Origin of the sequence: Intrasporangium sp., assembly GCF_030452765.1 — a bacterium.
GTDB lineage: Bacteria > Actinomycetota > Actinomycetes > Actinomycetales > Dermatophilaceae > Intrasporangium_A.
Window position 1 is genome coordinate 1 of sequence record NZ_JAKDLO010000003.1, and the last position, 12,370, is coordinate 12,370.

Annotated in this window: 11 protein-coding genes; 7 read left to right on the forward strand and 4 right to left on the reverse strand. The window is 68.5% G+C overall.

What is annotated here, in order from left to right:
- Window positions 1-43: 43 nt before the first annotated feature.
- Entirely contained in the window at window positions 44-601 is a 558-nt protein-coding gene (locus L0H79_RS00735; RefSeq protein WP_301482613.1) for a helix-turn-helix transcriptional regulator, read from the reverse strand.
- 251 nt (window positions 602-852) lie between these two features.
- Between L0H79_RS00735 and rplM the strand changes: the two genes are divergently transcribed.
- The 3 genes from rplM to glmM all read left to right on the forward strand — a co-directional run bounded on the left by rplM (window position 853) and on the right by glmM (window position 3,341).
- A complete protein-coding gene (rplM, locus tag L0H79_RS00740) occupies window positions 853-1,296 on the forward strand; it encodes a 50S ribosomal protein L13 (RefSeq protein ID WP_301482614.1) in 444 nt (147 codons plus the stop codon).
- Between the two features lie 39 nt (window positions 1,297-1,335).
- Window positions 1,336-1,839, forward strand: coding sequence for a 30S ribosomal protein S9 (rpsI, locus tag L0H79_RS00745; RefSeq protein ID WP_301482615.1), 504 nt, complete (start codon window positions 1,336-1,338; stop codon window positions 1,837-1,839).
- Between the two features lie 155 nt (window positions 1,840-1,994).
- Window positions 1,995-3,341 (forward strand): phosphoglucosamine mutase, encoded by a 1,347-nt coding sequence (gene glmM, locus L0H79_RS00750; protein ID WP_301482616.1) that lies wholly within the window; start codon window positions 1,995-1,997, stop codon window positions 3,339-3,341.
- Window positions 3,342-3,515: 174 nt separating this feature from the next.
- Here glmM and L0H79_RS00755 read toward each other — a convergent pair whose 3' ends face one another.
- Both L0H79_RS00755 and L0H79_RS00760 read right to left on the reverse strand, forming a co-directional pair.
- Window positions 3,516-4,031: a carbonic anhydrase gene (locus L0H79_RS00755; protein ID WP_301482618.1), complete on the reverse strand. Its 516-nt coding sequence runs from the start codon at window positions 4,029-4,031 to the stop codon at window positions 3,516-3,518.
- 1 nt (window position 4,032) lies between these two features.
- Entirely contained in the window at window positions 4,033-5,748 is a 1,716-nt protein-coding gene (locus L0H79_RS00760; RefSeq protein WP_301482619.1) for a fumarate hydratase, read from the reverse strand.
- Between the two features lie 168 nt (window positions 5,749-5,916).
- Between L0H79_RS00760 and L0H79_RS00765 the strand changes: the two genes are divergently transcribed.
- The 4 genes from L0H79_RS00765 to L0H79_RS00780 are packed head-to-tail and all read left to right on the forward strand — an operon-like array spanning window position 5,917 to window position 10,346.
- Window positions 5,917-7,233 (forward strand): extracellular solute-binding protein, encoded by a 1,317-nt coding sequence (locus tag L0H79_RS00765; RefSeq protein ID WP_301482621.1) that lies wholly within the window; start codon window positions 5,917-5,919, stop codon window positions 7,231-7,233.
- Window positions 7,234-7,274: 41 nt separating this feature from the next.
- Window positions 7,275-8,195, forward strand: a complete 921-nt coding sequence (locus tag L0H79_RS00770) for a carbohydrate ABC transporter permease (protein ID WP_301482667.1) — start codon at window positions 7,275-7,277, stop codon at window positions 8,193-8,195.
- Window positions 8,196-8,198: 3 nt separating this feature from the next.
- On the forward strand, window positions 8,199-9,059 hold the full coding sequence (locus L0H79_RS00775) for a carbohydrate ABC transporter permease (protein ID WP_301482623.1): 861 nt from the start codon (window positions 8,199-8,201) through the stop codon (window positions 9,057-9,059).
- 39 nt (window positions 9,060-9,098) lie between these two features.
- A complete protein-coding gene (locus L0H79_RS00780) occupies window positions 9,099-10,346 on the forward strand; it encodes an ABC transporter ATP-binding protein (RefSeq protein WP_301482624.1) in 1,248 nt (415 codons plus the stop codon).
- A gap of 223 nt (window positions 10,347-10,569) precedes the next feature.
- Here the strand turns inward: L0H79_RS00780 and L0H79_RS00785 are convergent, their stop codons facing one another.
- Window positions 10,570-12,312, reverse strand: a complete 1,743-nt coding sequence (locus L0H79_RS00785) for a substrate-binding and VWA domain-containing protein (protein WP_301482625.1) — start codon at window positions 12,310-12,312, stop codon at window positions 10,570-10,572.
- Window positions 12,313-12,370 lie beyond the last annotated feature (58 nt).

The window sequence follows — 12,370 nt, forward strand, 5'->3', positions numbered from 1 at the left end:
GGGGACCGTCAGGTCAGTTCCGCCCAGTTCAGCCCAGTTCAGCTCAGGTCAGGGGCGGGCGGTCGAGGTCCAGGGGATAGGTGAACACATAGACGGCGACACGCCTGGCCGTCGGGTTGCCCTGTCCGATCCGGCGATGCCGCTCGATCACCTCGGCGACCTCGGCCGTCATCGCCGCGAGCTGCTCGGTCGTCACGAGGACCATCGCATCGCGCGGCGCGCACGCGTCCTGCCAGGGGACGGGCCAGTCGGCCGCGACGCCGAGCCACCGGTCGTACTGCTCGCCGAAGTGCGCAGCGTAGTCGCGGGCGAGGAAGCCGAGTGCGCTCTCGGAGTCGTCGTCACCGACGATGTCGCGCCGGTACCACTGCCGCTCCGGGTCGATGGCCCGCCAGACCCGCCGCCGGCCCGTCCCGCCGCCGGTATCGGCGACCAGCCCCGCCGCCTCGAGCCGGCGCAGGTGGTAGCTCGTGGCCCCGGAGTTGGTCCCGAGCGCTCGGGCCAGGTCGGTCGCGGTCGCGGGGCCGCCGACCCGCAGCTGCCGGACCAGGCGCCCGCGCAACGGGTGGGCGAGCACCCTCAGGGTCTCGTCAGCCGTCATTTATGCACAATACCTTTGCACAGTTCGTTTGCACAAAGTCATAGCCATACCCTGGTCGCGCGACGTTTCCGCAGGTCACATGATGTTTCCCGAGCGGTGCGTCGCGATTTGGGCACCGGCCGAACCGTCCGTACCATTGACGAGGTTGTGCTGCAGATCGTCGCGAGAGGCCACCAGCTTGCGAGAGTGGGCGTCCGCGCGCAGCGAGCTGAGCGGCATACAGGTACTCATCGAAGCAAAGGCAGACTCCATTGCGCACGTACACCCCGAAGCCCGGCGAGGTCACTCGCACGTGGCACGTCATCGACGCGACCGACGTCGTGCTCGGTCGCCTCGCGAGCCAGACCGCGATCCTGCTGCGGGGCAAGCACAAGCCGCAGTTCGCGCCGCACGTCGACACCGGTGACTTCGTCATCATCATCAACGCCGAGAAGGTCGCCCTCACCGGTGCCAAGGCCGAGCAGAAGAAGGCCTACCACCACTCGGGCTTCCCGGGCGGGCTCAAGGCGACGTCGTACACCGACCTGCTCGCCAAGCACCCGGAGAAGGCCGTCGAGAAGGCGGTCCGCGGCATGCTCCCCAAGAACAGCCTCGCCCGCCAGCAGCTGTCCAAGCTCAAGGTCTACCGCGGTGCCGAGCACCCGCACGCGGCCCAGAAGCCCGTCCCCTTCGAGATCTCCCAGGTCGCGCAGTAAGCGCCGGACCCCGCATCGACTGTGCAGAAAGAGAACCCAGTGACTGACATTGTGAACCAGGACGTCCTCGAGACCGACGAGCCGCAGCTGACCGAGTACACCTCCGAAACGGACACGACCGTGGCCGCCGAGGCGCGTCCGGCCCGCCAGGTCTCGACGCCCGGCGGTGGCACCGGCCGCCGCAAGCAGGCCATCGCCAGGGTCCGGATCGTCCCGGGCGGCGGCGAGTGGAAGATCAACGGCCGCACCCTCGAGGACTACTTCCCGAACAAGGTGCACCAGCAGATCGTCCGCGAGCCGCTCACCCTGCTCGAGCTCGAAGGGTCCTACGACGTGCTCGTCCGCGTCCACGGCGGTGGCCCCTCGGGTCAGGCCGGCGCGGTCCGCCTCGGCGTCGCCCGCTCGCTCAACGGGGTCGACAGCGACCTCAACCGCCCGGCGCTGAAGCGGGCCGGCTTCCTGACCCGCGACGCTCGCGTCCCGGAGCGCAAGAAGGCCGGTCTGAAGAAGGCCCGCAAGGCTCCGCAGTACTCGAAGCGCTGACCCGGCCACGGTCGGACCGCGACATTCGGTGAGGCGGCACCCGACAACCCGGGTGCCGCCTTCGAGCGTCCATGGGAGTAGGTTCCATCAGATGCTCCCCACGGTTGCCCGGTCCGCGCCGGGTGCTCGCCAGATCGTCGAAAGGCTCACCACTCATGGCACGACTCTTCGGGACTGACGGGGTCCGCGGGCTCGCCAACGTCGATATCACCGCCGAGCTGGCGCTGCGTCTGAGTGTCGCGGCGGCGCACGTCCTGGGCCGCGATGCACGAGCCGCGGGTCGTCGCCCCAAGGCGGTCGTCGGGCGCGATCCCCGCGCGTCTGGGGAGTTCCTCAGCGCGGCGGTCGTCGCCGGCGTGGCATCGGCCGGCGTCGACGTGCACGACGTGGGGGTGCTGCCGACGCCAGCGGTGGCGTTCCTCACGGCGGACATGGACGCCCACTTCGGGGTGATGCTGTCGGCGTCGCACAACGCGATGCCCGACAACGGCATCAAGTTCTTCGCTGCCGGGGGGCACAAGCTCCCTGATGCCGTCGAGGACGAGATCGCCGCAGGTCTGGGCCGCGAGTGGGACCGTCCCACCGGAGCCCAGGTCGGCAGGGTTCACCAGAACCGCGCCGGGCAGGCGCGGTACGTCGCCCACCTTCTCGCCGTACTCCCGCACCAGCTCGACGGGCTCAAGGTCGTCATCGACGGGGCACATGGTGCTGCATCAGCGGTCTCTCCCGAGGTCTTTCGGCTCGCGGGTGCCGACGTCGTCGAGATCGGCGCCGAGCCCGATGGTCTCAACATCAACGACGGCTACGGTTCCACACACCTCGGCCACCTCAAGGCCGCGGTCGTGGCCAAGGGCGCCGACCTCGGCATCGCGCACGACGGCGATGCCGACCGATGCCTCGCGGTCGACGCGGACGGCACCGAGATCGACGGAGACCAGATCATGGCGATCCTCTCCGTCGCGCTGAAGTCCCGTGGCGCGCTCGCCGACGACACGCTCGTAGCCACGGTCATGAGCAATCTGGGGATGATCCAGGCGATGGAGCGCGAGGGGATCAAGGTCCGGCAGACGGCGGTGGGCGACCGCTACGTGCTCGAGGACATGAGGGCGGGACGGTACTCGCTCGGTGGGGAGCAGAGCGGTCACGTGATCTTCCTCGACCACGCCACCACCGGCGACGGGGTGCTCACCGGGCTCATGTTGGCCGCCCGGGTCGCCGAGACCGGCTCCTCGCTCGCCGAGCTCGCGACCGTCATGCGCCGCCTGCCACAGGTGCTCGTCAACGTCAAAGGCGTCGACAAGACCCGCGTCGAGACCGACCCGCAGCTCCGGGCGGCGATCCGGGCCGAGGAGACGCAGCTGAGTGGATCGGGCCGGGTGCTGCTGCGCAAGTCGGGCACCGAGCCGGTGGTGCGCGTCATGGTCGAGGCCGGTGACCACGGCACAGCGCAGGCGGTCGCCGACCGCCTCGTCGAGGTGGTCCGCGAGCGTCTCGCGCTCTGAGGCTTCGTATGCCGCTCGGCCGACCCCCAACGATCGGTGCGGTGATCTCGCAACACACCGAAGAACGGCAAGGCTCGACGGTTGCAACCGTCGGCCCTTGCCGCTTCTCGGCGGGTTCCCCAGCCAGCGGGACCGGACGAGGGAGGGGGAGTGCGTGCGGGCGCGGTGCCGGGTCTACTTGACCTCGCGCAACAATCCGGTGTCGACGTCGTAGATGAACCCCCCGACGAGCGTGGAGTCGGGGATGAGGGGGTGGGAGCGGACCGTCTTGAGGTCCTCGCGCAGCTTCTGCTCCTGGTCGTCGACGACGCTGAAGCTCATCCAGGACGCGTCCTTGCCGGCGAGCTCGCCGATGGTGGACCGCAGCTCGTTCTCGGTGTTCTTGCCCATCGCACACCTCGTGTGCGGCACGACGAGGATGCGGTTGACGTTGAGCAGGTAGGTCGAGAGCACGAGCGCCTCGAGTGCCTGCACGGTGATCCGGCCGCCCGGGTTGCGGAAGATCTTGGCGTCGCCCGGCTCGAGCCCGACGATGCCGAGGGGGTCGATCCGCGAGTCCATGCACGTCACGATGGCGACGCCGGACTGGGCGATGCCGTCGAAGCCGGCCATGTGGAAGTTGTCGGCGTAGTGCCGGTTGTTCTCCAGCAGGTCCTCGAAATCGGTCGGGTTCTCGAGCTTGTCCGTCATGTCAGTCCTTTCGTGTGGTGATGGTGAGTGCGACCGGCTTGCTGACCTCCGCGAAGAAGTCGTTGCCCTTGTCGTCGACGACGATGAAGGCCGGGAAGTCCTCGACCTCGATCCGCCAGATGGCCTCCATGCCCAGCTCCTCGTACTCGAGGACCTCGACCCGCTTGATGCAGTCCTGGGCCAGACGGGCCGCGGGGCCGCCGATCGAGCCGAGGTAGAACCCACCGTGCTCGCGGCACGCGTCGGTCACCTGCCTGCTCCGGTTGCCCTTGGCCAGCATGACCATCGAGCCGCCCGCGGCCTGGAACTGGTCGACGTAGGAGTCCATCCGGCCGGCTGTCGTCGGACCGAAGGAGCCGGACGCCATGCCCGGAGGGGTCTTCGCCGGCCCGGCGTAGTAGACCGGGTGGTCGCGCAGGTACTGAGGCATCGGCTCGCCCGCGTCGAGGCGCTCCTTGATCTTCGCGTGCGCGATGTCGCGGGCGACGACGAGCGGGCCGCTCAGGGACAGCCGGGTCTTGACCGGGTGTCTCGTCAGCTCGGCACGGATGTCGCCCATCGGCCGGCTCAGGTCGATCTTGACGACGACGTTGCGGCTGGTCGAGGCGACACCGATCGCCTCGTCGGCGAGCTCCCCGAGGCCCTCGTGGATCTCGTCCGGCAGGAACCGGGCGGGGTCGGTCTCGAGCTGCTCGATGAAGACCCCCTCGGCGGTGATCTTGCCGAGGACCTGGCGGTCGGCCGAGCACGAGACGGCCACGGCGACCGGCAGCGACGCCCCGTGTCGGGGCAGCCGCACGACGCGAACGTCGTGGCAGAAGTACTTGCCGCCGAACTGCGCGCCGATCCCGAAGCGCCGGGTCAGCTCGAGCACCTTCTCCTCGAGGTCGGTGTCACGGAACGCGTGCGCCGTCATCGAGCCGTGGGCCGGCAGGGTGTCGAGGTACTTCGCGCTCGCGTACTTGGCTGTCTTCAGGGCGAACTCGGCGCTCGTGCCGCCGATGACGATGGCGAGATGGTAGGGCGGGCACGCGGCGGTGCCGAGCGAGCGGAGCTTCTCGTCGAGGAAGCGCACCATGGCCTCCTCGTTGAGGATGGCCTTGGTCTCCTGGTAGAGGAAGCTCTTGTTGGCCGAGCCGCCGCCCTTGGCCATGAAGAGGAACGTGTAGGCGGTCTCGTGGCCCGCGGCGGTGTCGGCGTAGATCTCGATCTGCGCGGGCAGGTTGGAGCCCGTGTTGCGCTCGTCCCACATCGTCAGCGGCGCCAGCTGCGAGTAGCGCAGGTTGAGCCGGGTGTACGCGTCGTACACGCCGCGGGCGATGGGTTCCTCGTCACCACTGCGACTGCCCTGTGTGAGGACGTGCTGGCCGCGCTTGCCCATGACGATCGCGGTGCCGGTGTCCTGGCACATCGGCAGCACGCCGCCGGCGGCGATGTTGGCGTTCTTGAGCAGGTCGAGCGCGACGAACTTGTCGTTGTTGCTCGCCTCCGGGTCATCGAGGATGCTTCGGAGCTGCTCGAGGTGCCCCGGGCGCAGGTAGTGGGCGATGTCGTGCATCGCCGTTTCGGTCAGCAGCCGCAAAGCCTCGGGGTCGATCTCGAGGAACGCGCGCCCCCCCGGGCCTTCGACGGTGCGGACCCCCTCGGTTGTCAGGAGGCGGTAGGGCGTGTCCTTCGCCCCGGTCGGCAGCACGTCTTCGTACGCGAACTCGGTCACGCGGGACTCCTGGCTCGGGTGGGTGGGGCCGGAGAAACCAGACTACGACTCCGCGCGTCGGATGGCGTGCCTCCCACCGTTGAGGTAGGAAGGACCCAGACGTGCAGACGGACGCCGGAGACCTCGCCTCGCCCACGCTGGTCACCGGCTCCTACGGGAGGAGCAGAGGTGGCCAGTCCGAACCGAAAACCCCGCACCGTGGCCATGGTCGCGACGCTCGCCACGGTGGCCGGGCTGGCGCTGTCGGCCTGCACCGCGGCGGCCGGTTCGGGCGCACCGGTGCTGACCTGGTACATCAACCCCGACGGCGGCGGGTCCGACCCCACCAAGGGCGGGCAGGCGCAGCTGGCCAAGGAGTGCACCGAAGCGGCCCAGGGTCGCTACTCCGTCAAGATCCAGCTGCTGCCCAACAGCGCCAGCGACCAACGCCAGCAGCTGCTTCGGCGGCTGGCGGCCAAGGACGCCGGCATGGATCTCATGTCGATGGACCCGGTCTTCGTCGCCGAGTTCGCCCAAGCCGGGTTCCTCGCACCGGTGCCGGCCGCTGACGCCGACACGATGACCAGGGACGCGGTCAAGCCGGCCGTGCAGGCATCGACCTGGAAGGACCGGCTCGTCGCTGCGCCGATGTGGGCGAACACCCAGGTGCTCTGGTACCGCAGGTCGGTGGCGCGGGCGGCGGGCCTCGACATGAGCAAACCGGTGACGTGGGACCAGCTCATCGCGGCCGCGAAGTCACAGCACAAGACGATCGGTGTGCAGGCCCGTCGCTACGAGGGCTACATGGTCTGGATCAACGCGCTGATCGAGGGAGCCGGTGGGCACATCATCGAGAATCCCGGAGCCAGCGCCGACGATCTCGAGTTCGGGCTCGACAGCCAGGCCGGGCGGGAGGCGGCCGCCGTCATCCAGAAGGTTGCTCAAGAGGGAGTCGCGGGGCCGGCCATGAGCTCGCTGGACGAGACGGGCGCCCTCGACCTCTTCTCCAACGACGCGACGAGCGGGTTCCTCGTGAACTGGCCCTATGTGTGGGCTGCCCTGCCGGGCAAGAATGTCAACTGGATCGACGACGTCGGCTGGGCGCGCTACCCGCAGACCGTCGAGGGCAAGGAGAGCAGGCCGCCGTTCGGCGGCATCGAGCTCGGGGTCAATGCTGCGAGCCGGCACCAGGCCGAGGCGTGGGACGCCGTCAAGTGCATCATCACCCCTGAGCATCAGACGCTCTACATGAAGAGCACCGGCAACCCGGCCGCGAACAAGACCGTCTACGACGACCCCGAGATCCGCAAGCAGTTCCCGATGGCCGACCTGATCCGTGAGTCACTCGACGGTGGTGCCCCCCGACCGATCACGCAGTACTACGGCGACGTGTCGAGCGCGATCCAACGGGTCTTCAGCCCGCCGGACTCGGTCGACCCGGCCACGACCCCGGCACAGGCGCAGGACCTCATCGAGTCCGTTCTCAAGGGGGAGGCCCTGCTGTGAGCGCCACACCAGTCGACACCGACCCGTCCGCGCATTCTGCCATGGAGCCACACCGGCCCCGGGGCTCCCACCTGTCCGATCGCTCCCGGGCCGAGCGCAACCTCGGCTGGCGTCTGGCCATGCCCGCGTTCGTCATCATGGTGGCCGTCACCGGCTACCCGATCCTGCAGGCGATCTGGAACTCCTTCTTCGCCTACCGGCTGACCGACCCCGAGAACCGGCACTTCACGTTCCTCAACAACTATGCCGTCGCGCTCTCCGACCCGATCTTCTGGCAGGCGACGGGGGTCACTGCCCTGATCACCGTCATCACCGTCGTGGTCGAGTTCGTGCTCGGCATGATCATCGCGATGGTGATGCACAAGATCGTCATCCCCCGGCGCACGCTGCGGACCCTCGTGCTCATCCCCTACGCCATCATCACGGTGGTCTCGGCGTTCTCGTGGTTCTTCGCCTTCCGGACCGATACCGGCTACATCAACCACTGGTTCGCCTGGCTGCCTGGCATCGATGCGGGCACCGACTGGTTCGGTGGGTTCTGGGGCTCGATCTTCGTCATCTGCCTGTCCGAGATCTGGAAGACCACGCCCTTCATGTCGCTGCTCCTGCTCGCCGGGCTGGCCCAGATCGACACGTCGATGGAGGAGGCCGCTGAGGTCGACGGCGCAACGTACTGGCAGCGACTGACACGGGTGATCCTGCCGAACATGAAGGCGGCCATCATGGTGGCGCTGCTCTTCCGCACGCTCGACGCCTTCCGGATCTTCGACAACATCTTCATCATGACGGGCGGCGCCAACGGCACGTCGTCGCTCTCGGTGCTCACCTACAACCAGACGATCGATCGGGTCGAGATCGGGATGGGCTCGGCGCTCGCGGTGCTGCTCTTCCTGTTCGTCCTGCTCATCGCGTGGCTCTTCGTCAGAGTCTTCAAGGTCGACCTGGCCGGGGGGAGGAGCTGACCGATGGCACTTCGAGACGACGTCAAGGGGACCGGGACCTACTCGCTCATCGCGATCCCCATCATGATCTGGACGATCATCCCGCTGCTGTGGACTCTGGCGCTCTCGCTCAAGAGCACGGATGCCCTCGCCAGCGCCGACGCGAACATCCTGGGCAACTTCTGGCCCCGGCAGGTGAGCTGGGAGAACTACCAGCTGATCTTCACCGGCGGCGCATCCGAGCTGTTCCTCCCGGCGCTGCGCAACTCGATCGTCGTCTGCCTGTCCGCGACGGTGATCAGCGTCGTGCTCGCCACGTTCTGTGCCTACGCGATCGCCCGGTTGCAGTTCCCCGGCAAGCGGATGATCCTCACGACCGCCCTCGGTGTGTCGTTCTTCCCCGTCATCGCGATGGTCACCCCGCTGTTCGACGTGTGGCGCAACATCGGCCTGTTCGACACGATTCCGGGCCTGATCATCCCGTACCTGTCCTTGACCCTGCCGCTGTCGATCTGGATCCTCGCGGCGTTCTTCCAGCAGATCCCGTGGGAGATGGAACAAGCTGCCCAGGTCGACGGTGCGACGACCTGGCAGGCGTTCCGCAAGGTCATCGTGCCGCTCGCGGCCCCCGGGGTCTTCACGACGGGGATCATCACGTTCTTCACCGCATGGAACGACTTCGTCTTCGCGATCTCGCTGACCTCGGACAGGGCGCGCACGGTGCCGGCGGCGCTGGCCTTCTTCACCGGTGCGTCCCAGTTCGAACAACCCACCGGCGGCATCATGGCGGCCGCCGTCGTCGTGACGATCCCCGTCGTCATCCTTGTCCTGATCTTCCAGCGCCGTATCGTCGCTGGCCTGACCTCGGGCGCGGTCAAGGGCTGAGGCCGACCGCGCCCGTGACGCAAAGGAGCTGAAGAACCAATGGCTGAGATCGTCCTGACACACCTGGTCAAGAAGTACGGCGACGGGTTCCCCGCGGTCAACGACGTGTCACTCGACATCGCCGACGGCGAGTTCATGATCCTCGTCGGGCCTTCCGGTTGTGGCAAGTCCACCTTGCTGCGCATGGTCGTCGGTCTCGAGGACATCACCTCCGGCGACCTGCTCATCAACGGCAACCGGGTCAACGACCTCGCGCCGCGCGACCGCAACCTGTCGATGGTCTTCCAGAACTACGCGCTCTACCCGCACCTGACCGTCTTCGAGAACATCGCCTTCCCGCTGCGGCTGGCCAAGGGGAAGCACACGGAGGCGCAGGTCCGCGAGAAGGTGACCCAGGCGGCGGGCATGCTCGAGCTGACCGAGCATCTCGAGCGCAAGCCGTCCAACCTCTCCGGCGGTCAGCGCCAACGCGTCGCGATGGGCCGCGCCATCGTCAGGGACGCCGATGCGTTCCTTTTCGACGAGCCACTGTCCAACCTCGACGCCAAGCTGAGGGGGCAGATGCGCACCGAGATCTCCCGGATGCAGCGGCGTCTCGGCGTCACGACGATCTACGTCACTCACGACCAGATCGAGGCGATGACCCTCGGTGACCGGGTCGCGGTGCTCAAGAAGGGGGTGCTCCAGCAGTGTGCCTCGCCCCGCGAGCTCTACGACCAGCCGGTCAACCTCTTCGTGGCCGGCTTCATCGGCAGCCCGCCGATGAACTTCCTGCCGGCCAGGGTCGGCGACGGCACGCTCTCGCTGCCCTTCGGCGACGTGCCGGTCGGCACGGACCTCGTCGAGAAGGTCGCAGGCAAGGACGTCGTCATCGTCGGGCTTCGCCCGGAGCACATCAAGGACGCCAGCCTCGGAGATGTCACCGGGGGAGCGAGGTTCAATGCGACCGTCGATGTCACCGAATGGCTCGGTAACGAGCAGTACGCCTACATCCCGTTCGAGCCCGACCCGAGCGTCCAGGCACTCCTCGAGGAGCTCGACCGGGACCTCGACGGTGAGGGGATGCGCACCCAGATGGTCGTCAACCTCGATGCGCGGTCCCGTCTGCGGGAGGGCGACGACGCAGCCTTCGCCTTCGATCCCGCGTCGATGCACGTCTTCGACCCGGAGACCGGCGCCTGCCTGACCCGTGACGAGGACTTGGCGGCCCAGATCGCCCGTGAGGCGGAGGAGGACCGACGCAACTCTCTCGAGCGCGCCAAGGCTCGCGAGGCCGCAACGGCCTGATCCCGTCGCGCCGGGCGTAGAGCGCCCGACCAGGTCAGCAGGCTCACGAGCCTGAGGTATGCCGCTGGGGCTCCGGGCCTTCCCTCGCTGGCGCTCGGTCGGGTCCTCACCCCGTCGTCGAGGAGACGTCCTCACGCCTTGGCTCAGACGCACCCTCTGGCGTCTGAGCCGAATCGGCGCTCCGGGCCTCGCTCGTCCCTCGCTCGTGTCCTCACGCCTTGGCTCAGACGCAGACCCCGTCCCTGCACTCGTGATCGAAGAGCGCCTTGGAGAGCACTCGGGTCATGTCCTGCGGCTTGGGCGCCGAGTAGAAGTTGGAGTTCGTCATCCGGGAGATGTCCGTCAGCGACGTCGCATCGACGTCGAGCCCGATCCCGATCGTCATCACGGCCACTGGGCGCTTCGGGTCCGCCGCGCGGACGATGTTGTCCTTGAGCTGCCGGAGCGAGATGCCCTTCGGGTCCTCGTTCTTGCCGTCCGTGAGCACGACGACGGCGTTGACCCGCGTCGGGTCGTAGCCCTGCTGGACCCGTCGGTACGCGGCCCAGATCGTGTCGTATAGCCCGGTCCCGCCGCCGACGTACCTCGAGAGGGAGGCCGCCGCGACCGCGACCGCCTTGCGGTGGGCGGCGTCAGTGAGCAACCTGATCGGCGCCAGCTCGCGGTAGTCCGCGCCACCTCGACCGATGCCGATCGAGAAGGCCCACACGCCGAGGTCCGTGTCCTTTGGCAGGGCGCGCAGGGCGATCCCGGCGGCCTCCTGGGTGACCGCGATCCGGGTCGAGCCGCCGACCTTCTCCCGCATCGACCCGGAGACGTCGAAGACCGACAGGATGCGGAAGCCGACCGTCGCCGCCTGCCACGTGTCGGCGGCAGCCGCGACCTGGACTTCGCTCGGCGTCACGCCGATCCGGATGGTGCCGACTCCGCCGGTCACAGTGGGCACGGGCGTGCCCACAGATGCCGGCCGCAGCCCGTGCTCGGCGAGGATCTTCGCCGCCTCTGGCGTGAAGAGGTAGCGGCGCAGCGACTCGACGGCGGCCGACCGGGACCGATCGGTCGTGACGTTGACCAGGGAGTACTCGAACGGCGGGGTCCCCTCGGTCGGCACCACCGGGACCATCGGCTGATCAGGGTGGGCCTTGTCGTAGGCGAGCAGGGCCGCCTCGGATACCGGGAATGCCGCCGACTCGGTCGGCCTCGCCCTGAACGCCGCGAAGAGGTCTTCTGTCGAGGGGGCCGTCGTCCGGGCCAGCCTCTTGATCGTGGCCGCCCCCGAGGCGCCATCCAGGGTCGGCAGCGCCGCCGTGAGGGCGAGCATGCCGGCCGTTGTGGAGCGCGGGTCGCTGAAGCGCGTCGGCACCGCGCCAGACACGAGCTCCGACCACTGGGGCGTGCCGGGCAGCGACGCCGCGCCCTGCGGGGACATCGCTATGACGAGTGGGCTGCGGGCAAACGGTGGTGTGTGCGTGGCATCGATGCCGGCCGCGGCGTTGACCCGGTCGACCCAGCGAGGAGAGTCGGGGATCCAGGCGTCGGGACGGTTCGGTTGGGTCTTACCGAGCCCGAGGATGGACTCGACCGGGTTGTGCGCCGTGACCACGAAGTTCACGCAGGGTGCGTCCGCGGTGGCTGCGTAGGCACGGGTGAGGTCGGTGGCCGCCGCCTCCATGGCGGACGAGGCCCACACGGTGACCGAGGTGTGCGTCGGGCAGGTCTTGACCGGGGCCGCTGCCACCTTCGCTGGTGGGGCGGAGAGGGAGCCAGGTGCCGCGTCCGAGTTGCTCCACGTCAGGAAGCCCGCGACGACAGCGACCATGACGGCCAGGCTGGTCGCTGCGGCACTCCTGCGCCGCCGGACGCGGGCGATGCGTGCCTCGGCCGCCCGGTGCGCCGCGCGGCTCTGCGGGACGCCCCGCTCAGGTGGCCCGGTCTGGCCATCGGGGACCCTGTCGTCGTCAGTCACGGCTTTCCCTTCACGGGTCAGCAACGATCCGGGTGGTGCGCGCCGTCTCGTTGGTCGA